Source organism: Lewinella sp. W8 (assembly GCF_004375085.3).
Classification (GTDB): domain Bacteria; phylum Bacteroidota; class Bacteroidia; order Chitinophagales; family Saprospiraceae; genus Neolewinella.
In genome coordinates, this window is the sequence record NZ_SNAQ03000011.1 from 188,163 (window position 1) to 210,552 (window position 22,390).

17 protein-coding genes are annotated in these 22,390 nt (G+C 56.7%); 1 reads left to right on the forward strand and 16 read right to left on the reverse strand.

Features of this window, described 5'->3' with window-relative positions:
* Positions 1–664 precede the first annotated feature (664 nt).
* The 14 genes from E1J53_RS13910 to E1J53_RS13970 form a co-directional block, all read right to left on the reverse strand.
* On the reverse strand, positions 665–1,048 hold the full coding sequence (locus tag E1J53_RS13910; RefSeq protein WP_134273053.1) for a 2TM domain-containing protein: 384 nt from the start codon (positions 1,046–1,048) through the stop codon (positions 665–667).
* A gap of 182 nt (positions 1,049–1,230) precedes the next feature.
* Positions 1,231–1,968: a 6-phosphogluconolactonase gene (gene pgl / locus E1J53_RS13915; protein ID WP_134273054.1), complete on the reverse strand. Its 738-nt coding sequence runs from the start codon at positions 1,966–1,968 to the stop codon at positions 1,231–1,233.
* A gap of 22 nt (positions 1,969–1,990) precedes the next feature.
* Positions 1,991–6,130 carry a DEAD/DEAH box helicase gene (locus E1J53_RS13920; RefSeq protein ID WP_134273055.1) on the reverse strand — a complete coding sequence of 1,380 codons (4,140 nt, stop codon included), beginning with the start codon at positions 6,128–6,130 and terminating at the stop codon, positions 1,991–1,993.
* Positions 6,131–6,378: 248 nt separating this feature from the next.
* Positions 6,379–7,920 (reverse strand): replicative DNA helicase, encoded by a 1,542-nt coding sequence (gene dnaB, locus E1J53_RS13925; RefSeq protein WP_134273056.1) that lies wholly within the window; start codon positions 7,918–7,920, stop codon positions 6,379–6,381.
* 374 nt (positions 7,921–8,294) lie between these two features.
* Positions 8,295–9,470, reverse strand: coding sequence for an AGE family epimerase/isomerase (locus tag E1J53_RS13930; protein ID WP_134273057.1), 1,176 nt, complete (start codon positions 9,468–9,470; stop codon positions 8,295–8,297).
* A 187-nt stretch (positions 9,471–9,657) separates the two neighbouring features.
* On the reverse strand, positions 9,658–11,178 hold the full coding sequence (locus E1J53_RS13935) for a hypothetical protein (protein ID WP_134273058.1): 1,521 nt from the start codon (positions 11,176–11,178) through the stop codon (positions 9,658–9,660).
* Between the two features lie 11 nt (positions 11,179–11,189).
* On the reverse strand, positions 11,190–11,312 hold the full coding sequence (locus tag E1J53_RS24470) for a hypothetical protein (protein ID WP_256366207.1): 123 nt from the start codon (positions 11,310–11,312) through the stop codon (positions 11,190–11,192).
* Positions 11,312–12,796 carry an acyl-CoA synthetase gene (locus E1J53_RS13940; RefSeq protein WP_134273059.1) on the reverse strand — a complete coding sequence of 495 codons (1,485 nt, stop codon included), beginning with the start codon at positions 12,794–12,796 and terminating at the stop codon, positions 11,312–11,314. Before E1J53_RS13940 ends, E1J53_RS24470 begins: the two co-directional genes overlap by 1 nt.
* 107 nt (positions 12,797–12,903) lie before the next feature.
* Positions 12,904–13,407: a DUF1203 domain-containing protein gene (locus E1J53_RS13945; protein ID WP_134273060.1), complete on the reverse strand. Its 504-nt coding sequence runs from the start codon at positions 13,405–13,407 to the stop codon at positions 12,904–12,906.
* Positions 13,408–13,479: 72 nt separating this feature from the next.
* On the reverse strand, positions 13,480–13,830 hold the full coding sequence (locus tag E1J53_RS13950) for a TfoX/Sxy family protein (RefSeq protein ID WP_134273061.1): 351 nt from the start codon (positions 13,828–13,830) through the stop codon (positions 13,480–13,482).
* Positions 13,831–13,934: 104 nt separating this feature from the next.
* On the reverse strand, positions 13,935–14,687 hold the full coding sequence (locus E1J53_RS13955; RefSeq protein ID WP_134273062.1) for a bifunctional 2-polyprenyl-6-hydroxyphenol methylase/3-demethylubiquinol 3-O-methyltransferase UbiG: 753 nt from the start codon (positions 14,685–14,687) through the stop codon (positions 13,935–13,937).
* A gap of 3 nt (positions 14,688–14,690) precedes the next feature.
* Complete coding sequence (locus E1J53_RS13960; RefSeq protein ID WP_134273063.1) at positions 14,691–15,320, reverse strand: LysE family translocator; 630 nt, start codon at positions 15,318–15,320, stop codon at positions 14,691–14,693.
* Between the two features lie 30 nt (positions 15,321–15,350).
* Complete coding sequence (locus tag E1J53_RS13965) at positions 15,351–16,202, reverse strand: alpha/beta fold hydrolase (RefSeq protein ID WP_134273064.1); 852 nt, start codon at positions 16,200–16,202, stop codon at positions 15,351–15,353.
* Between the two features lie 69 nt (positions 16,203–16,271).
* A complete protein-coding gene (locus E1J53_RS13970) occupies positions 16,272–17,279 on the reverse strand; it encodes a hypothetical protein (RefSeq protein ID WP_134273065.1) in 1,008 nt (335 codons plus the stop codon).
* 236 nt (positions 17,280–17,515) lie between these two features.
* Between E1J53_RS13970 and E1J53_RS13975 the strand changes: the two genes are divergently transcribed.
* Positions 17,516–17,968 (forward strand): hypothetical protein, encoded by a 453-nt coding sequence (locus E1J53_RS13975; protein ID WP_134273066.1) that lies wholly within the window; start codon positions 17,516–17,518, stop codon positions 17,966–17,968.
* 140 nt (positions 17,969–18,108) lie between these two features.
* On the opposite strand, the gene E1J53_RS13980 is transcribed toward E1J53_RS13975, so the two are convergent.
* Together E1J53_RS13980 and E1J53_RS13985 are read right to left on the reverse strand one after the other, a co-directional pair.
* A complete protein-coding gene (locus E1J53_RS13980; protein WP_134273067.1) occupies positions 18,109–18,633 on the reverse strand; it encodes a DinB family protein in 525 nt (174 codons plus the stop codon).
* 235 nt (positions 18,634–18,868) lie between these two features.
* Entirely contained in the window at positions 18,869–21,964 is a 3,096-nt protein-coding gene (locus E1J53_RS13985; RefSeq protein ID WP_134273068.1) for a DUF2723 domain-containing protein, read from the reverse strand.
* Between the last annotated feature and the right edge of the window lie 426 nt (positions 21,965–22,390).

The window sequence follows — 22,390 nt, forward strand, 5'->3', positions numbered from 1 at the left end:
AACTTTTGTTGGGTAAACCTCCGGGGCCGGCGCGGGGAAGACCTTTATACGTAGGCTGTTTCGTGCGTTAAACATTTGGCAGCCAAGTCCCTGCATTTTCTAGTAGCGGTAGGAAATTTGTAGGTTAGCACAAATTTGTAACCCTTACAATGGCGTAGAGTTACGGCCATTGTATGCTTTGTAATCTGTGCCCCATGAATACCTTTTTTTCACCTTTAGTTTTGTGGCCAGTAGTCTGACAGACTAAAGACTTATCCTGACTCCTACTTGAGGAAATATCAAATGATTGGAGGCAGGTGGTGTTTCCTTTCACCGAAAGGAAACCGAATCAGCTCGGGATAACTAAAGGGCCTCCCGCGAAAGAATGTGGCCAATCGATCCTGTACAATCCTTCCTTCTTTGATGGGGTGGTCGCCTTTCGGGGAAAGGCGACACCAAGCACTTATCCCTAGGGTGGGTGATTTCGACTTTCAGGTGATTATGATTTTCAAGAAGCCCAGAACCTAGAGAATTTGGACTTGATTATTACGGAACAAGCCATAGCTTCTAGAAGGGGTATGACGCTAATGCCATCCCACACATACCTTACCGCCTACGGTGATCCCCAAAAAGCACCAGCGATTCCGCAGGAATCACTGATGAAACCTCACGGAACACCCTTTCTTTATACGATGTCCTCCTCCCAGTTGGCCCGTTCCTTCAGCGTTTCCAGCTCCTTGAGTTCCATGGTTTCGTCTTTGGCGGGAGCCTTCGCGTCAGCCGCAGGCGATTGTTGCCGAAGTCGGAGCATTTCCTTTTGAATTTCTTCTTCCTTCCAGTCGGCGGTGTAGGGCTTGTTCAGGTTGTATCCGAAGGCGTTCAGGTAAAGGACACCAAGCACCATCACCAGGGCGGGAATCGGAAGGAGTAACCAAAAGCCAATGCCCGGAATGATTAAAGTGAGAATGAGGAGGATCACCGCCGTAAAGGTGAACACGATGAGGGTGGTGTAGAAGCTCATCTTGGCGTCTACTTTCTTCTTGGCTTTTTTGCGCAGTTCTTCGTCCATGGTAGTGGGAGTGATCTAGGGGATTCAATCTAGGTCGTAATCAATTAACGGGCAAAAGGAATAGACGTACGCTCCTTCGGGGATGGACAAACGACCTAACTGGACTTCAAAAATCGTTGCTCCTCGTTGACGCACGGCACCTGCGGTCCCTCGCCATAAAATTGCTTGATTAAAGGTAGGATCTACTTCAACCCCGCCGCCGCCGCTTCGTCCAAAAACCAGTGCAGCTGGCCGTTGGTGGCCGTCACGTGGCTGACCGGGAGTGCTTGGGCTCCTTCCTTAGCGCCCAGTATCTGGCTCACCTTTTCCGTTTTTCCGGCACCGGTGATGAGGAAGGCGACCTGATCGGCCGCGCGCAGGACCGGGCCCGTCATCGTGACGCGGTACTGCCCCGTTTCCGGATGCTGGGCCACGGCGCAGAGGGCATCGGCCTCCATGAGCTCCAGGTTGTGGGGGAAAATGGAGGCGGTGTGGCCGTCACCCCCCATACCGAGCATATTGATGTCCAGGACCGGCAGCCCGTCCGCGTTGCTGGGCATGACCTTTTTCATGGTTTCGGCGTAGGCCCTGGCTGCGTCTTCGGGAGATAAACTGGTGTCCACCACATGAATTTGCTCGGGAACTACCGGAACGTGATCGAACAGCAGCCGCTTGACTTCCCCGTAGTTGCTTTCGGGATCGTCGTAGGGGACCATGCGGTCATCGCCCCAGAAGAAGTGGATGCGCGACCAGTCGATCAGGTCCACGTAAGACTCGGCCAGCAACGTGAAAAGCAGCTTGGGCGTACTGCCGCCGGAAAGCGCCCAGAAGAAGGGGCCTTCGGGTTTTTCGTCCATGCGGTCCCGGAGGAATTCGGCGAAGGCTTTGGCGACGGTCGGCCCGTCGGGAAATACGTGAAGGTGGGGGCGTGGGGCGGTCATGGTTGAACGTTTGGGTGGCTGTTTATCCGTACTTGATCATCTCCAGCAGCTCGTCGGCAGACAGGCTGGCGCTCTGTTCGGTGCCGGCCAGCAGGCTGTCGGCCAGGTCGCGTTTCTCGTTGTGGAGCTTGACGATTTTCTCCTCAATGGTGTTTTCACTCACGAAGCGATAGACCGTCACGGGGCGCTGTTGCCCGATGCGGTGGGCCCGGTCGCTGGCCTGGTCCTCCACGGCGGGGTTCCACCAGGGGTCGAGGTGAATAACGTAGTCGGCGGCCGTCAGCGTCAGGCCGGTTCCACCGGCCTTGAGGCTGATGAGGAAGAGGTCGCCCTCCCCGCGCTGGAAGGCCTGTACGGCTTCGTCGCGTTTCTTGCCGGGGGTGCTACCGTCGAGGTACTGGTAGGGAATATCGTTTTCGATCACCCATTCCTCCACCAGCTTCAGGTGGCGGACGAACTGGGAGAAAATGAGGGCCTTGTGGCCGGTTTCCCGAAGCTCCTGTACCGTTTCGGCGAGGAGCTCCAGCTTGGAGCTGGAGATGTCCAGGCTGGGGTCCACCATCTTCGGGTGGCAGGCCGCCTGCCGCAGTTTCATCAGCTCGGCCAGAATCTGGAAGCGGCGGCTGGGCCCTTCCGTCTCGTCGATGCTTTCCAGTGCGCGCTGGCGCAGGGCCTCGTAGAAGGCCCGCTCCTGATCGGAGAGCTCCACCGTCAGGGTTACCTCCGTTTTCGGGGGCAGTTCTTCCAGTACCTCCTCCTTCCGGCGGCGGAGAATGAAGGGCTGAATGAGCCGCCGCAACTGCTGCCGCCGCTCATTATCGTTGTTCTTCGTGATCGGGATGGTGTACTTCTCGTTAAACCGCTGGAAGCTGTTCAGCAATCCGGGGTTCAGGAAGTTAAAGAGGTTCCACAGTTCCCCGAGGTGATTTTCGATGGGCGTACCCGTGGTGGCCACGCGGAAGTCGGCCTGGAGGCTCATGGCCACCTGACTGCGCTTCGTACCCCGGTTTTTGATGGCCTGGGCCTCGTCGAGGATGATGGTGCCAAAGCGCTTGGCGGCCAGGGCTTCCCCCTCAAAGGGCAGCAGCCCGTAGCTGACCACCAACATATCGTAGGGGCCAACCGAATCAATGATTTGGGCGCGGTCGCCGGTAGTGAGCAGCACGGGATTGAGGGTGGGCGCAAACTTGGCGGCTTCCCGCACCCAGTTGCGGGTGACGGAGGCCGGGGCGATTACCAGCGCCGGGCCCCGTTCGGCCCGGGCCTGTAGCATGGCCAGTCCCTGGATGGTCTTACCCAGGCCCATATCGTCGGCCAAACAGGCACCGACGCCCCAGTCGGCCAGCCGCATCAACCAGCGGAAGCCGTCCAGCTGGTAGGGCCGCAGTTCGGCGCGGAAGGTCGTCGGCACCCGGGCGATGGTCTGGTTGACCGTCTGGATGCGTTGCAGGCTTTCTCGCCAGGCAACGTCGGCTTCAAAGCTGCCGAGCTGATCCGCCACGTCGTCCAGAATGCCGGAGGCCAGGGGGTGGAGTTGCAGGCCGTCTTTGCCTTCGCTGAGCAGACCCTCCATTTCCCGCAACTTGCGGCGCAGCTGTTCCGTGAGGGCTACGTACTGGCCTTCACTGAGTTGGATGAACTGGCTCTGGTCGTTCTGGGCCACCTTTTCCATCAATTCCCGGAAGTTGATGACCTGGTTGTCGTCTACCGCCAGGGTACCCTCCACGTCAAACCAGCCGGCTTTTTCGCGCACCCCGATGCTGAGGTCGCTGAAGTCTACGCTGCCGATGAGGCGGATGCGTTCGCCCCTGGGGTGCTCCAGGACAATCTTGTTCAGGGCCCGCAGGGGTTGTAGTTCCAGCAGGATGGAAAGGCAGTCTTCCACTTCGTCGACCTGCCACTCGTAGTCGCGGTGGACGATCTTTTGCAAGGTGGGGCACTCCAGAATCATCTGCTCGGCCAGCTCGATCTCCTTGCTCAGGTTGCGCTCGGCCAGGCGGCGCAGGCCACCCTTTTCTCCGATGACCTTACTCCGTCCGCGTCCGGGCTTGAAGTACTGATCGTCATCGGGCAGCGGCCGGACGAAAAACTCCACCTTAAAGGTCTCCCCGATGGGAAGCAGGTGGACGTAAATGCGTTCGTCTGCCTTGGCCTCATCCACGTCGTCGATTACCCCGTTCAGGGTGCTCTGTACTTCGACGATCTTACTGAGGTTGCGGCTCACCTCCGTCAGGCGATGGCGGGCCCGCTTCGGGATTTCCAGTCCGGCACCGATTTGCCGGTGAATATTGTCGTGGGCCTCGTTGACCTCGATGACCTGGTAGCGGGTGGGCGTTTCCTTGACCACCTGGACGCCCGTGCCGCTGAACTCCTGCGCAAAGCGCAGGTACAGCCGGTTGTCTCCTTCCTCGATCAGGAGCTGCGGGTTACGGCGCACCAGCTCTACCCCAATCGATGGATTCTGTTTGAGGTAAAGGTTCGGGTGGCCGACCAGGGCCACCAGCGCGTCTTCGTATACGATGCGGAAGTGGCCGTTGGGGTGGTATTTACTGTAATCTTCCTCAATGGATTTGGCCACGGAAACGTCCTGGGGGGTCATTCCCTCCACGTCTCCCTGCTTGACGCGTTTGAGGGCAACCTTGCGGCCTTTGGACCAGCTGCCGTTCTTGGCCAGCGTTTGTTCCCGGGGCTCCAGCTCCCGGGCCTCAAAGTCAACGAACCAGACGAAGCGGGCCGTTTTCTTGGCCCGTTTCTTCTCGCCGTTTTTGTCCGAGGCGCCCATCGTGGCAAGGACCTCCAGTGCGCGTTCCCAGGGTTCGATCCGGGGCATGGCGTTGGACAGGGAGAAGATGCGCAGCTCCTGGCTGAGGGCTTCGGCCCGTTCTGCGTAGGCTGCCCGCGCCTCCTTGTTGGGGTGACGGCGGGAAAGGACCCGCGTCAGTTCCATTTCTACCCAGCGGTAGCCGCTTTCCTGGGCCCGGTCACGGAGCTGATCCAGCCGAGCGATGTAGGCTTCGTCCACGGGTTTGGTGGAGCTGTCCGTCCACATCCGGTACAGCGCCTGGAAGGTGAGGGTAAAGGCGTTGTGGTCGGTACTGGCCAAGCCTTCGTCGGCGATGGCTTGGGCCTTTTCGTCATTGCGTAGGTAGGCGAACAGAGAGCGGAGGACCAGATAGGTACCGGCCAGGCGCAGGTTTTGGGTGGGGTCGACGTTTTCCAGGTGCCGACCAATGACTTCGGCACTCTTCACACCACCGTTCCGTAACAGGGAGAGCAGGTAGAGGTAACCGGCGAGGTGGGCGGGGAACTTGTTGTCGAATTCACGGCGGTATCCCTTCCGGACTTCGTCGATCAACTCCATGGCCCCCTCGTCGTCGTCACGGAGGACGTGGTAAATGAGGTGGTTGGCACTTTGGCGCCACTCGTCGGTTTCCAGGTCAGCCCACAGCTGAAGGCGGCTCCAGGCACCCTGAAGCACGAAGGCTTCGGCGAGTAGCTCCCGCATGCCACCGGATTCCGGGTTCCGGATCAGTTCGTGCTGTTCCAGGAACTCCACGAGTTCGTCCAGCGGTTCCAGGGAGAGGATGGCCTTGCGGAAGGCATTCTTTACGTTGATCTCCTGCCACTTGGGGAGGAGATTGTCCACCCAACGGGCGTCGAATTCGGCGAAGAGCGGCTCAATGAAGTTGCCCCGTTGTGCCTGATCCGGATAGAAGGTTTCGGCTTCCCGCTGCAGCCGGTCAAAGCTGGCTTCGTTCTGCAGGTAGAAGCTGATGCGGATTTCGCGCATCAGCGCGAAGGGGCTGGAGGGTTGCCAGTAGGTTTTGTAGGGAAGCTCGCGGCGGATTTCGTTAAGCAGGTAGCTGAAGTCGGGGCGTCGGCTGGCGTGCCGCATGATGGCCTCGCTCAGGTCTACGTTGATGCGCCAGTTGCGATCGTCGTGGCGGACAACCACCTCCAGTTCGTGCAGCTTGTGCACGATCTGCTCCGTGCCCGCGTGGGTAAAGCGGGTTTCTCCGGGGGGAGGTTGCAAGCCAATCTTGTTCAGTAGCCGGGACAAGTCAAGTACCGAGCGTTCTTCAAAAACGATGCTCAGTACCGTCGCAACGTCGCGTTCCGTGGCGGTGAGGTTCGTCCAGGTTTCGCGAAAAAGACCGTTCATTCAGTTACGGGGGATTTAACCCTTTCTAAAGGCCTGGGAAATACCTTTAGTTGTATCATGAATCGATTTTTTTGGCATATCGGACAAATTGGCGGGGATGCCGGGGAAGGTGCACAAAATGACACGAAGAGGGAGGAGGTGGGCCTGGGATCAAGGATTTAGGATCAAGGATTTAGGATCCAGGCTTTAGGAGAAAGGCGGAGGGGCGCTTTCCATTCCGTCCTTCAATTATTCCATCCTTCAATCCTTTAAAAGGGAATGTCCTCGTCGGTATTCATTTTGGAGGGCAGTGTGCCGCCGCCGTAGGGGGCGGTGCCGGGCTGGATGGTGTTGTCGGGCAGGAGGTCAAAGTCAGGGTCGTCCAGGTCGGAGAACTTGGCGAAGTTACTCTCGAAGCGTAGGCGGATGTCCTTGGCTTCTCCGTGGCGGTTCTTACCCACGATCACCTCTGCCGTGCCGATGAGGGAGTTGCCCTGCTCGTCCTCCAGGATTTTGTAGTACTCCGGGCGGTAGAGGAACATCACCATGTCGGCGTCCTGTTCAATCGAACCACTTTCGCGTAAGTCGCTGAGCTGCGGCCGTTTATCTCCGCCCCGGGTTTCTACGGCCCGACTGAGCTGGGACAGGGCGATGACGGGAACTTCGAGTTCTTTGGCGAGGGCTTTGAGCGAGCGACTGATGCCGGAAACCTCCTGCTCCCGGTTCATCCCCTTGTTGGATTCGCCGGAGCCGGACATCAGCTGAAGGTAGTCGATGATGACCATCGAGATGCCCTTTTCCAGTTTGAGGCGCCGGCATTTGGCGCGGAGTTCAAAGACGTTGATGCCGGCCGTATCGTCGATGTAGATGGGGGCTTCCCCGATACGGTTCATGGCGTCCACCAACCGGGTCCATTCGTCGTCGTCGAATTTGCCGTTCCGCATCTTCTGTCCATTGACTTCGGCGTCCTGACTGAAAATACGGCCCGCCAGCTGGGCCGAGCTCATCTCGAGGCTGAAGATGGCCACGCCCTTGCCGTAGTCGGCGGCGGCGTTGCGGGCCAGGGAGAGGACGAAGCTCGTTTTACCCATCGCGGGACGTGCCGCGACGATGATGAGGTCCGAGGGTTGTAGGCCGGAGGTCAGGCGGTCCAGCTCCGTGAAGCCGGTGGGGATGCCCGTCAGCCCGTCCTCCCGTTCACGCAGCATGGTGAGCTGCTCCAGCAACTGGTTGGCCAGGGAGCCCATGTCGGCCACCTGTTTACCCATGTTGCGCTCGGTAATTTCAAAAACGAAGTTGCCGGCTTTATCGAGGAGGTCCAGCACGTCGGTGCTGTCTTCGTAGGCATCTTTGATGACCTCGGTGCTGGTCCGGATCAGCTCCCGCTGAATGAATTTCTCGGTGACGATCCGGGCGTGGTATTCGATGTTCGCCGAGCTGGTCACCTTGCTGGTCAGCTGCGCCAGGTAGGCGGGGCCACCCACCATTTCCAGTTCTTCGGCCTTCTTCAGGTCTTCCATGACCATCAGCAGGTCAATGGGCTGGCTCCGTTCGAAGAGCCGGCGCATACTGCGGTAAATGGCCTGGTGGGCGGGCTTGTAGAAGGACTCCGGCTCGATGATGTCGAGCACCTTGGTCATGGCTTCCTTCTCGATGAGAATGGCACTCAAAATAGCTTCTTCCAGATCGGGGGCTTGGGGCGGTAATTTGCTGTATTCGGGCAGGTTCGCCTGTTCGAGGCGACTGCGGTTACTCCAGGAGTTATTGCCGCTGCTGGCGGCGCGTCGGGATGATTTTTTGTCCTTTGCCATTGCTCGAAACAAAGGTAAGGTACGGGGCGCGGCCGCAGGTGCCAAAGTTTTCCCGCGGGGCCGTGGAGAAAGGCGTGGAAAAGCTGTTGAGAACCAGTTAATGGGCGGTGGAGAAGTGTGGAAGAGTGTTCGTTTTTCAACAGTTCATACCCCTAAGTACATTGAAATCAGTAGCTTAAACGCTTTTTCCACGGTGGATAACGGGGGCTTCGTTTCGGTAGTTTTTTGGTGGAAAACCCCGGCAGTTAGCGGGCGGGTCGTAAATATGTATATCTACGACGAGACCGGTGAAATTCTCTCGGGAACGGGTTCTACAACGTTGTTTTGGGGCCCTGCCCGTTCGCGCACGGTTGGCGACAAGGCATGCCTTGTCGCTACTCCCCCAGCCGCCGCATCATCTCCAGGCACATCCGCACATTGTGATAGGGGGCTTTCCAGGGGCCGGCCAGGTCTTCCGTCGGGTTGGGCGTGCCGTCCTGGTTGAGCCGCCAGTGCCATTCTCCTTCCGGCAGGATGAAGTGCCCCCGGGTGTAGGCCCAGATGCTTTCGGCCGCTGCGCGGTAGTCCACGTCTCCCGTTAGCTGATGGGCGTTGTAGAAACCAACGATGGCTTCGGCCTGGGGCCACCAGTGGCGGTCGGTATCCACCAGGTCCTCGGCGGCCTCCGTCCGGAAGGCGCCGTCGGGGAAGATGCCGCGCTCGCGGCTGGTGCGGGCCATCAGGAGGGCCACGGCTTCGGTGCGCTCGACGAGGGCCGGCGCAAAAACCCGGAAGCTTTCGGCCGCTTCGGTCAGCAACCAGCTGCACTCGATGTCGTGCCCGTAGGAATCGATTTCGGCGCGGAGCGTCCAGTCGGCGTCGAAGAAAAGGTGCAGGTGGCCGGAATCCGGTCGCACGAAGCGACGGAGCATCACCTCGATGAGCTGTCCCAGCGCTCCCCGCACCGCCGGGTGGGCGTTGGTGCGCAGGCAGTTGGTGTAGGCCTCCATGACGTGGAGGTGGGTGTTCATGCTCTTGGCGGCGTTGAGGTCCCGCGGACTCAGCCGAAAATCTTCGGGTAGCCGCCACTCCCGGGTGAAGGCCTCCAGGTAGCCGCCGTACTGCTCGTCGTAGGCGTGGTCTTCGATGAGCCGGAAGAAGGCCCACACCATTTCGGCGTGCTCGGCCTGGCGGGTGAGGAGGTAATATTCCGAGAAGGCATACAGGCCAAAGGCCTGAGCGTAGACCTGCTTGCGGCCGTCTTTGGGCCGCCCCCGATGGTCGAGCATCCAGTAGAGGCCACCGTGTTCCCGGTCGAGAAAGTGGTCGACGAGATAACGGTAGGCCCGATCGGCCATTTGACGGTAATCTTCCCTTCCCGTCGCCCGGGCCGCCGCCGCAAATCCCCAAAGAATCCGGGTGTTGAGGATGACGCCCTTATCCGCCGTGGGATGCAGCTGACCGTAACCGTCAACACGACCGTAAAACCCGCCGTGTTCCCGGTCAATCATGGTGTTCATCCACCAGCCGAGGATGTCGTCCAGGCACTGCTTGAATTGGGGAATGGTCATGGGGAGGGAGTTGGTAAGTTAGGCTTTTGGTAATTTAGTCTGTTAGTCTGTTAGTCTGTTAGTCTGTTAGTCTGTTAGTCTGTTGGTCTGTTAGTCTGTTGGGGAAGGAATACCTACTAAATTAGTAATGGACCAACAATCCAAAGCACCACCAACCCACTCTGCACCTGCGGCCCCTCGCCCCAATTTATGCGCCGAAGACTTTGCGAAGGTGAGCCACTTCCGGACGCCGCCCCTGGGTCATTTTACTGACGACGAGGTAGGTGAGCAGCGACAGCAGGAAAGCCGGAATGATCTCGTGTACGTCCTGCAGCCCGGCGTAGTTAAAGCGGAAACCGAAGCGCCAGATGACGTTGGTGAACATCCCGACGACCATGCTGGCCAGGGCCCCAAGGTCCGTGCCCCAGCGGAGGTAAAGTCCGCCAAAAATGGCCGGAAAGAAGCTGGCCGCAAAGACCGCGCCGGCGAAGGCCGTCAGCTCCACGATGCCCGCGATGGGATAGAGCGTGAGCACAAAGACCAGCCCGCAGTAACCTAGCATGGCCCACTTCGTGCGGGGAATGATGCGTTCCTCGGGCATGGGGCGCAGCACGTGCCAGATGTCCTTGACGAAGGCGGTGCCGATGATGATGATCACGGAGGCCAGGGAAGACATGCCCGCCGCGAAGAGCCCGGCGACGCAGATGCCACTCACGATCTTGTTGTCGAATTTGTCGAGCATGAAGCCTACGACCTTGTCGGTGTCCTGAATGAGGTAGGCCGCTTCTTCCTGGGTCACCATGCCGTGCACCAGCGCCCCCAGTCCCATGACGCAGACCAGAGAAACGCCAAGGAACACCGGCGTCCAGATCATGGCGAAGCGCATACTCTTGGCGTTGTCAATGGAGTAGAAGCGGATCAGGTTTTTGGGCTCCGAAATTTGCTTCATCCCGATGGACAGACCAATGCCGAGGATGTAAAGAAAGGAGACCAGGCCGCCGAAGGTGACCAGTCCATTTCCCATCGGCTCCCCGCTGCGGGTGGGGTGCTCCACCTCGGCAATGCGGGTCATGAGTTCCTCCGTTCCGCCCGCGAAAATGAAGGGCAGCATCAGCATCAGAATGGCCACCCCGAACATGATGATGCCCTGGATGGCGTCCGTCCATAAAACGCTGTACATGCCGCCCCAGATGGTATAGGCGCAGGTGATGAAGATGATGGCGAAGGCACCCCAGGCGTAGGGAACGTCCAGTACGGTTTCGAGTACGTTGGCGCAGCCCTTGGCGATACCAACCATGTACCAGGCCGTGGCGAAGAGAATGATGAAGGCACTCAGGATACGGATGCCCTTCGCCAGGTCGCTCTGGTAGCGCAGATGGAAATAATCCGGGATGGTGTACGACTGCAGGCGGGCCGTCTGGGTGCGCATGCGGGGCCCCAGCAGCTGCCAGGAGATGATGCAGAAGATGGTCCAGATGAAGCCCATCCAGGCCCAGCTCAGGCCGAACTGAAACGACTTTCCGGCCTGACCAATGTAGGTGTTGGTGCTCGCCGAGGTGGAAAAGAAGGCCAGCGAAACCACCCAGCCGGGTATCTGCCGCTTGGCCACGTAATAATCCGCGACGCCGGCGGAGGCCCGCTGCTTGAAGTACCACCCTACGTAGAGGCAGCCCCCCACGTAGAGCAGGGTCAGGAAGAGGACGAAAAAGTTTTCTTGCAAGTATTCCACGGACGGACGGCTTAGTGGGTGGGACCTTCGTCGTCACGCGATTCTACTTCCACGTCACGGCGGATGACCAGGAAGGCATTAAGGGCAACGAGGACCAGGATACCCCAGTAAGGAAAGGCGGTGAGAAAATCCATCAGAACAATTCTTTGAGCGGTTTCTTGGTCACCTTGCCGATGGTGTTGCGGGGCAGGGCGTCTACGGCCAGCCACCGGCGGGGAAGCCGGTAGGCGGGAATTTGCTCCCGGAGCCAGTCGGAAATGGCCGCAAAGTCCGGGTTGGGAGCGGTGGGTACGACGGCGGCCGCCACGATTTCTCCCCACTCTTCGTCGGGCAGCCCGACCACGGCGCAGCGGTCAACGGCGGGGTGGCGGAGGAGGACGGCCTCAATTTCCAGGGCGGAAATTTTGTAGCCGCCGGACTTGATGATGTCCACCGAATCCCGACCCAGAATGCGGAACATACCGTCGTTGCGCTCGGCCACGTCGCCGGTGCGGAACCAGCCGTCGGCGGTGAAGGCCTCCGCGGTGGCCGCGGGTTTTTGCCAGTATTCCCGGAAGACGCTCGGACCCCGAACCTGGATTTCCCCGGGGACGTGCTCCTCCAAGATGGGTTGTTCGTCGCCATCGACGAGGCGCAGCTCTACGCCGGGCAGGGGTTTGCCCACGTGACCGGCGCGGCGCTCCCCCCGGAAACTGTTGGAGAGCGCCATGCCGATTTCGGTCATCCCGTAGCGCTCCAGCAGGGTGTGACCGGTGAGGCTACGCCAGCGTTCCAGTATGGGGACGGGCAGGGCGGCGGAGCCGGAAATCATCAGGTTGAGCCGTTGGGCACCGGTGCTGAGGCGGTCCCGTTCTTCCGGCGATTGCTGCTCCCAGAAACTGATGAGCTTGAAGTAAATGGTGGGCACGGCCATGAAGCGGGTGATGGCTCCGGTCGCCATTTTCTCCCAGACCGTCTTCGCGGAGAAGCGGGGAAGAAATTCCACCCGGGCACCGCTCCAGAGGGCGCAGCTGACGACGTTGATGATGCCGTGCACGTGGTGCAGGGGCAGGATGTTCAGAATGCGGTCGTCGGCGGACCACTCCCAGGCCTCCACCAGCGTCCGGATCTGTTGCTCGATGTTGGCGTGGGTGGTCACCACCCCCTTGGGCAGGTTGGTGGTGCCGCTGGTGTACAGAATTTGGGCGCGCAGCGCAGGTGCCGGAGACTCGGGAACGGCAAAGTTGGGGGCGGAGGAGAACGCTTCCAGGGGAAGGAAACGGACGTCCAGTTCCCGGGCGGTATCCCGGAGCAATTCTTCGTAATCGGGGTGGACGATCAGGGCGTTGGCCTGACTGTCTTCCAGTACGTAGCGGAGGGAGGGCAACGGATGGTCCACGCAAAGGGGGACGGCAATGCCACCGGCCTGCCAGATACCCCACTGGCAACTCACGTACTCGAAGGACGGGGGCACAATGAAGGCAATCCGTGCTTCCCGAAGGCTCCCCTTTCCGGCAAGTAGCTTGCGGGAGACGCCGTTGGCGGCGGCCATTAATTCCCCGTAGGTATAAACGGTTCCTTCCGATACGATGGCTTCCCGGTCCGCGAAGCCCCGGGCGTTGTCCATTAATGTTGGCATGGGGCTAAAGGTAGGAAATTGGGGTTTGGTGGGGAGGTTAGGGTTGTGCCGGAGATCAATGATCGCAAGGCCCTGATCCGACGCAGCGCATCGGATTGCAGACCTCGCTATTGGAGGAAGTCCCCTCCGGGGCCTTTAGGAATCCGATCAACCTGACAGTTATAGCAGCCGGGGCGGGCGTTGTGTACCTGAATGTATTTGGCTGCGGGATCCCTGAAGATGGTCTGGATGGCGTCTTCCAGGTGTTCTCCCACAACGGTCGTGGCGTCGATCATCATTCCGTGATCATCGTAAACCCGCAGCGAGAGGTAGCGGTGTAGGAGCATGGCGGGGATTTCGTTCTTCTCTAGTTGGGCAGCTTCCTGGTTCAGCCGAACAAAAACGGGCCCCGAGGCCCGGTAAGGTGATTGGATGGCGTGATGCTCATAATTAAAGGCGAGCACCTCTTCCCCGATTGGGGCGTCCTCTAAACTTAGCCGACAGGGATAGCCGGGGTACTCATCTACGGTCATCCGGGTGATGCCCCGGGAGGTGAGCTCTTCGTTGGACAGCGAAAAAAGGTGTTGGATTTCGGCTTTTTGAATGCCAGAAATGATGAAGTCGGTTGCCATTATTTTGGGGTTGAAGTTTTTTGATTACCCAAAATTCGAGCCTTAGGCAGGCGAGCGCAATCCGATTCTTGCTCACTTTGGCGGAAGCTCGGCCACAAAATCAAGCGCAGACTGCACCCAAAAGGTGAGGTCTTCCTCTCGATCGGTGCCTTCGGGGTAGACGAAAACAAAGTCCTTCATTTTCCTGCCGGTGAAGGCCATCTCCCGTTGTCCGGGTCGGGAGCGGGTGGCTTCCTCGGCGGCCCGCCCGATGCGGGCCATCAGGCGGTGCTCTCCGGTTTCCTTGTCGGTGGCTACGCCCACGCACATGTTACCCCGGACCATGAAGACAAGTCCGCCCATCATTTTGCGGGTGTCGTAGGTGGCGCCGAGTCCGGTCAGGGTATTGGCGACGCGGTCGGCGAAAAGTTCATCGTAGGCCATGGCGGTGGTTTTGGTTGGGATGGGGGAGTTGATACTGTGATAATACCAATAAGATACGCGGATGAGGCTGAGTCGTCAATAGGAAATCCAGATCTTTCACCTGGTTACCGGCAAACAAAGATCTGCTTATCAAACTCGCCACTAAACGCCTTTTCCTCGAAGCTCCCGAATTTGTGGAGGATGTCAAACCCACTCCACTTGAGGTAGGTATTTAATTCTTGGGGATAGAACATCCTCATGTCGAGTTCTTGGGTAGAATCAAACTCACCATTAATATAGAAGTGCCACTTAATCCGGTTTATCTGGGTGTCTTTTTCGTAGCGCATAGTTTGTTTGATCACGATTGCCCGACCATCTTCCGTAGTATAGTTTGCCGCCTCTTTTTCTTCTTTACTGCTGGCTACGATGTATTCCAGACTGGGATTGAAGCAGTCAAACAAAAAAAGGCCACCTTCCTTCAGGTGGTCTTTCACGTTTTTGAGCATATTGAAGAGATCTTCATTCTCATACATGTGGTGAATGGAATTGAAGGGAATGAAGATAAAGTCGTACTGCTCCTTGAGGTCGAGCGCCCGGATGTCTGCTTGAATAAATTTGATCTTTGCACCTGCGCTTGCCGCCTTAATCTTTGCTTTCTTTAGCATGGAAGGCATGTGGTCTACTCCGGTAACGGAATATCCCGCTTGAGCGATGGGAATGGTAATGCGACCGGTGCCACAACAAAGCTCCAAAATTCGGGCGTCCTTATTTTTCGGGAGCCAACGCCGGTAGAAGGCGATGTCATCTACCTGCGTATTCATGCCGTCATAAATATTGCCGTCATAAATGAGGTTGCCCACCAGATTTTTCTTCTTCATTTTCTATGTATTTGCTCGCTTAACCATTGAAAGTAGCAGACCACTTAGTATTAGGAGGACTCCAACTATTTTATTCTGTAAGTGGACTTTCTCCTGGTTTTCCAGATAGGACTTTAATTGTTCCGCGAAGGTGGCGTAGGTAAATAATGAAAGCCCGTCGATGGTCAGAAAAGTAATGGCTAGAATGACGATTTGCGGGATGACGGGTTGCGCACTATTTAGAAACAGCGGGAAGAGTGCGGCAAAAAAGACAATTGCTTTTGGGTTGGCGGCGGACATTAAGAAGCCTTCCAGGAACAATTTCGAAAAGCTTCCTTTTTCTTCTGCTCCGGTCTCAAGCTGTATTTGTGGCTTTGAGATTATTTTCGAGATTCCCATATAAATCAAATAGGCTACCCCCAGCCACTTGATGGCCTGAAATAAGGTTCCCGAAGAAACGACGATGGTCGCTAGCCCAATTGAGGCCAGGATGATTTGGCAGAGATTGGCCGTTAAATCTCCGGCAACAGTTCCCAGGACTTTTTCCCTTCCGAATTTCATACTGTTAGCGGTGGCCAGGAGTACGCTGGGGCCAGGGGTGATGGCCAGAAGAAAAACGGTACCCACGTAGGAAAGCCAGGTGGTGAAATCCATAGTATTTGATTCTAATTTACGCCCCCCAGGCTAGTTCTTCTCCAACCAGTCAACGGCCAGAGCCCACAGAGCACTTCTCCGTTTGCTGAAGAATTTCATGTGCCCGATGTATTTAAATCCGTAGGCTTGCGGGGACAGCGTAATTATTTCGGCGTTCATTTTCGAGAACACCCGGACCATATCTTTGACGTTGTCGTAGTTGGCGATGTCATCGTCCGTGGCGTGTACCCACAGCGAAGGAAATTCCAGTTGGTCGTAAAGGTGGTCCTTGATTTTTGTGTCCAAATCGACCTTTACGTACCCCTTCCCGTTGCACCACCTTGACCACTCGCGGCTTACGTTTTTGGGTAGGGGCTCGCCCATGCCCACCCACTGCGATTTCGTGTGCCCGAACAGAAGGTTACTCACCGGGATGAAGAAATTCAGGTAGAAGGCCGACTTGATCTTGAAGGGGTACTCAGCGTTATGGATGCTCCCGGAAGAGCTGGCAAAGTTGAACATGGAGGTCAGGGCCGTGGCGTTTTTCATGAGGCCGACCAGCTGTCCGCCCGCACTGTGTCCGACCAAATGGTAATCCTGCCCGGGGTATCTGGCCATCAGATCGTCCAGCACCGCCGTCATGTCCAGGGTGCCCCAGTTGATCAGGGAAGGATCGCCGGCGTTGATGGCCCCCTGAAGGGATTGCCCGATACCCCGATTGTCGAAGGTCACGACGGCGAATCCTTTTCCCACCAGATGTTTGGCGAAGGCCCGGTAAAACTGCCGCTTAATGCCCGTGGCGGGGGCGATCATGACGGCCGCTTTCGCCTGCGACGGCTCGAATAGTGTACCCGAGAGTTTTACTCCGTCGCTACATTGAATTTTTATTTCCGTCTCCTGCATGTTTTACTATATATGGTTCAATATTGGTAATAATCGCCAGAAAAGGTCATTCCTATTCCTTTTTCAAAACTACCAATTCAAAGGAAAGTCGGCTTCTGCGTATCCGATAACCCACGGCCAGTATTCCGGGGTTTGCACGCCATGAAACCAAAGTTTCAGTTTCCCATCTTCAATTATTCCGTCCGGTGCCGTCACTTCTCCAGCCCAGGAATCATTGGGGTTGATTATTGCCTGCGGATAAATGTCGTACGGCCCCGAGAAATTAGTTGACCGGGCCAACCCGATGGATCTATCCGTTGAGAAGGGGATGTACCATTGATTACTTTCCGGTGAATAAACCAGAGACGATTCATTAATGTCCTGGCTAAAAACGATATCAGATGATTCAATCAAAGGATCGGGAAGCTTCGTCCAGTTAACCCCATCCGTTGAAGTAGCACCAAGGATTTTAAAGCCCGCATTAGGCCCCGTCCAGTCCATAGCAACGTTCCATCCGGTATAGGTCATGAAAAATAACCCGTCAACGTATTGCACCGCTGGACTAGTCATCGCGTGACGATCATTTGAATTATCGTCCCTCAGGTCTCGAGCGAGTATCGGGCTGGTTATACTGGTCGGATGTCTTGTAAAATCAATGCCATTAATAGAAGTCGCCAAGCCAATTTCATAATTTTCTACGTGCTCGTTGTCGCTTTCGTTTTCTCGATATCCGGTGTAGTACATGTAGTACAAACCATTCACCTTAATTACGTCGACGGTCTCCAGGGTTTGGTCCCAGTGGTCGGATTGCCCGCTGAGGGCACCATAATCGTTTTCCGTATCACGATCGGGGGTTGTCCAGGTCGTTCCATCGTCCAGGGAATAGACTACCCCAATCTCATAATCAGCGGCCGAAAAATACAGAAACAGCGTGTCGGAACTTCTTACTATTCCAGGGTCCGCCGCGAGATTCAAGGGGCTTTGATACACTGGATTGGCGTCCGTTGTGAAGAGCTCTGGTTCAGGAATGACGGGATCATCTTCCTGACAGGAAACAAAGAAGATCAACGGGAGTAATAATAACTGCTTTTTGATCATGGCTTTACTTTATCACATTGAACGCTGATTGCTGGTTCGTTTCAACGATCTATTCTACCCCTACATCCGACTCAAGGCGCAGAGAAACAGAGGCGACCAAGCTACGGGAGAATTTCAGCTTGTGATGGCCTCAGGCCAATGGTCGCTATCCCTAAGGAAGTTCCCGGACGGTAGCCGTCCGAAAACAAATATATTTGCTGAGCCACCATGGCTGTGGAGATAAAACGGACAATGATATGGTGTCAGTAAGTAGAATGCTGGTTTTTGTGGGACTAATGTCCTACGTGCTGTTCCAGCTTTCGTGCGCCGCCGTTCCTAAACACCACCCCAACTCCCTGCCTACCTTTCTACTTGGCGAATTTGAAGACGACTACGGCATTAGCTATCAAATCGACCAAAAGGAAATTCGTCTGTTGCCTAACGATAGGTTCCACCTCCTCAACGTAAATGTTGCCGAAGGATATTTAATCCTGCAAAATGATTCGCTGAATACCTTCGCCCCCGCTTTATTTACGAGGATTGACTACCAAAAGCTTGACGGTATGGCCCCCTACGAGTGGGCCTTATGCTTCAGTAGCTACGATGAAATTAGCGTTGAAAACGCCATTGATAGTGTCAATACGGATAAGTCCAATCTCATGACCGGCTGTAATGGATTTCCGTTTTCCAGAATGAAAAGGGCCGAATAACCTGAAGAGTGATTGCTGACAATCACCATCCGTAGAAGACTCTAGTTGTTCCTAAAGGTGATGGAATAAACGGAGGACCGTGACTTTCGTATAAGGTAGGGGGGAGTTATGGACTACCAAAATCAAGCGGGGTGTTTGAGTTACTTCTTTAGAATGGTCAGATACGCCTTCCACGGCCCGACTTCCGTTTTATATTGCTTTGCCATTACTCTAGTCATTTGAGCAATATGCCCCAGATCATGTACTACCCAGGTAGACAATAATTCCTTCAGGTTGGCTTCTCCTAGCTCAGGGTGCATCCCCGTTTTCTGAAGCGTTGAATCATTGACTCCCAGCGATCGTAATGCTTTAATGTTCGCTTTCCGCAGGGACTTGAATTCCGCTAATAATTCGGTGATAGGCTTTGCCTGGTCTTCTCGCTCCTGGGCAAATCTATCGAAGGGCGCAAAGGTCTTATCCGTCGCGTCCGATAAAATGATCCTGGCCCTCGGAATCCAGTCCGTTTTCTCTCCGTGAATAAAGTGTCCGACGATATCGTAGGGACTCCAGGTGTTTGCTCCTTCATTTGACCTCACCCATTCTTCTGAAATTCCGTTCAGTAAAGTTTCCAGCACTAAGGGAGTCCGGCTTAGAATTTCGATGGCTTTATCAATTTCGTACGTCATCTATTTGGGGCTTTTTGATTCTTTTGACCTAAGGTACGATGCACCCGTAACGGTGAAGACCAGGCGTCCGAAATTTGGTCGCTCACCAAGAAGCCACCGGGGACTATTCCATGGTCTCGAAGGGTATCTTATGGGCTACCTTCTGACTGGGAGCATTGTCTACTGAAGGGAGGTAAAACCACAAAAGCCGCTCCCCCATCGGGAAGCGGCTTTTGTGGTTCACACGGGATTCAACTTATCCCGGCAGGCGACCGTCCTGATCGGGCAGGAGGTAGAGGTGGTTGCCGAGGATGGCCTCCACGGAAGACCGCAGCTCGGGGCTGCCACTGACGCGCAGCTGCAGCAGCAGCTGCTGCACGATGTTGCGCGCCTGGCTCAGTTCCCGGCGGTAGCTGGTGTTGATGATCTCCTCGTCCAGGCTGTCGAAGTAATCCAGGCGGTCGGCCGTGTTACGGGCCAGTTGCTGGATGACCTCCGCGGCACGATCGGGTTCTCCGGCCTGGAAGTAGGGCTGGAGCATCAACAGCGTCTGGTAGAAGAAGGGGAAGTTCATGTCGGGGAAGGCCTCGAAGTAACGATCACCGAGGGCCAGCGCCCGTTCCTTGTCGCCCTTGGCCAGCAGGGTCTCCATGGTGCGCATGGTGACGAGCTGGTGCGACTGGATGGCGGGGGCATAACTACTGCTGATGTGGGTGTCGACCTTATCGAAGTTACCGTACATCCACTCGTTCATCACCAGGTTAGCGGTCTTGTCTTCGTTGACGCCCCCACTGCCGATGATGCCGTAGTTGGCGTCGGAGGGGTTCTGGGTTACGGTCAGCTTCAGGGCCAGGCCCTCCAGTTCGAGGTAGTCCTCCAGGCCCAGCAGTTTGCTGGGCTGACAGGTAACTGCCCAGTAGATGGGACGATCATACATGTTGGAGGCAATGATGTCCATAATCGCAATCTCGTCCTTGAGCAGGCGGTTGTTGTTCACCCGGATGGGAATGCGTTGGCGCACGGGCTCCCCGTCGGGAACCAACCACGGCGCACTCTGCAGACGGCGGGGATCCACCTGAATGCCAACGTTACAGCTGGTGTAGTAGGTTTCAAACTGCCCGCCACCCTGGGTGGGCACGGGGCGATCCGTGCCGAGATCGGCTACGAATTGCTCCAGGCTCATCGGGCGATCCCGGTTGCACTGCCGCTCCATATTGTCGCGGTTGAAGTAGGGAATCTGGTTCCGCTTACGGCCCCGCATCTGGTCGGCGGTCAGGGTCAGGTTCAACGGACGAGAGTCGTTCATCTTGTACCGGAGCAGGTCGATGTACCAGTCCACGGCAATCAGGCTCAGGTTGACCACCCGGACGTCCGGACGAATACCTTCCACCTCCTGGGCGTACCAGAGCGGATAGGTATCATTATCACCGTAGGTGAAAATTACCGCGTCCTGATCGACGGACTCCAGGAAGTTGTGGGCGTAGTCGCGGGCACCGGAATGCAGGGCGCGGCTGTGATCGTCCCAGTTCTGGAAGCCCATCAGGAGGGGAGCCACCAGCACAACGGCACCGATACCTCCCGCTACGGCAAATCCTTTCTGGTTGAGGTATTTCCGGGCCATCTCGTAGAGGGCCGGAACGGCCATGCCCATCCAGATGCAGAAGGTGAAGAAGGAGCCGACCAGTACGTAATCCCGTTCCCGGGGTTCGTTGGGCGGCTGGTTGGTGTAGATGATGATGCCGATACCCGTAATGACGAACAGGGTAAGCAGCCCCAGGAATTCCTTGTTACGCCGACCGGCGTGCCAGAACAAACCGATCAGGCCAAAGAGCAGCGGCAGCAGGTAGTACGTATTCCGGGCGGGATCATTCTTGAAGTCTTCGGGCAGTTCGTCGAGGTTGCCGAGTCGGGCTTCGTCGAGGAACTTGATACCGCTGATCCAGTTGCCGGAGCTTTCGTCCCAGCTGTAGAAGCCCTGCTCACCGTTCTGACGGCCGGCGAAGTTCCACATGAAGTAGCGCCAGTACATCCAGCCCAGTTGGTAGTTAAACAGGAAGCGGATGTTGTCCAGCTGGGTCGGACGACCGCGGGGAACCGGCTGGGAGGGGTCCAGCCCCATCCACTGGGCGTAGAGGCCAGGGCGGCCCTGGCTGTTGTCGTACATCCGGCTGAAGAACATCTTCTTGTTGTACTCCGGCGTAATCTTGTAGGTAACGTCTTCTTCGTACTTGTCGCCTACCAGCCCGTAGCGACCCTCCACCTCGGTGGAAACGACCTGGGCCTGGAAGGTCTGACCGTAGAGCAGACTCCGCTCACCGTACTGCTCCCGGTTGAGGTAGGGAAGGAGGCTGGTGACGTTGTCCGGATTGTTCATGTTCACCGGCGTCTTGGCGGCGGCCCGGGTCACGACGACTCCGACGGTGCTGAAGGCAATACACAAGAGCGCGAAGCCCACGAATACCTGCTGCCAGACGGCACTCTGCTTGCGGTGAGCGTAGCGCAGGCCAAAGTAGACGATGGCCCCCATGAGCAGGATGGTGGGAACGATGCCGGAATGAACCGGCAAGCCGAAGCTGTTCACCATCGGGATTTCAAAGAAGTGCCAGATGGTGGGAATACCCACGATGATAAAGGCCTGAATGAAGACGATAATGCCGATGCCGGTGACCACGGCGAGGCCGAGGCCCAGCCAGCTGGTTTCCTTATATTTTTTGAAGTAGTAGAAGATCGCCATGGCGGGGATCGTCAGAATCGACAGCAGGTGAACCCCGATGGACAGGCCGGAGGCAAAAAGGGCAAAGAGCAACCAGCGGTCGGCTTCCGGGGTGTCCGGCTTGGCGTACCAGCGGATCATGGCCCATACCGTAAGACAGGTGAAGAGGAGCGACATGGCGTATACCTCACCCTCCACGGCAGAGAACCAGATGGAAGAACTGAAGGTCGTAGCCAGCCCGGCCACGAGGCCGGCAGCGGCTACGGCAATGGTTTGTCCGCTGCCGAGTTCCGCTTCCTCGTCCCGGCCCAGCAGGGAAAGGATGCTGAGGCGGATGGTGATCCAGGAAACCAGGGCGGCGGCGAAGGCCGTGCTGATGCCAGACATGGCGTTAACGCCGTAGGCGATGGCCTCCGGACTGGAGGACAGCAAACTGCCCAGGCCGGCAAATATGCGACCGATGATCAGGAAGAGCGGTGCCCCGGGAGGGTGCACGACCTGTAGTTTGTAGGCACCAAGGATGAATTCTCCACAATCCCAAAGACTACCCGTACGCTCGGCGGAAAGCAGGTAGACGACCGCCGCGACGGCAAAAACTAGCCAGCCCGTTAATTGGTGTAGGCGATTTAATTTTCCCATGTAATTTTTCTATTGCAAGTGCTCCAAAGAGCAAAACGCCACAAAGCTAGCACTTTATTGCTGCTTCCAAGCATAATGCCCCCGGCCTTATCAGGAACAACGTGGCCCATCTTTGGTCCCCATGAGCGAAAATACCCTGTACTGCCGTGAGGTAGCGGGAACCAGAAGGCAATTTTGGGGGGCATACACTATTGGGGGCTCCCCGTTCAATCGGGGCAGGAAAATTTGTATTGAAAGGACAGGGTAACTCGCGGGTAGACTTAAAGAAACTGGCCGTGAACGGGACTAGCCCACGTTGCGCTCCTCCGAGGTGCTATGATAAAAACCAAGTAAAGTGAGAAGTTTTTTACCTTGAGGGATCAAAAAGCCGCTCAGTTTACTGAGTGAGCTACTGTAGGCGGACTGAGAGGTTCGCCTACTTCATTT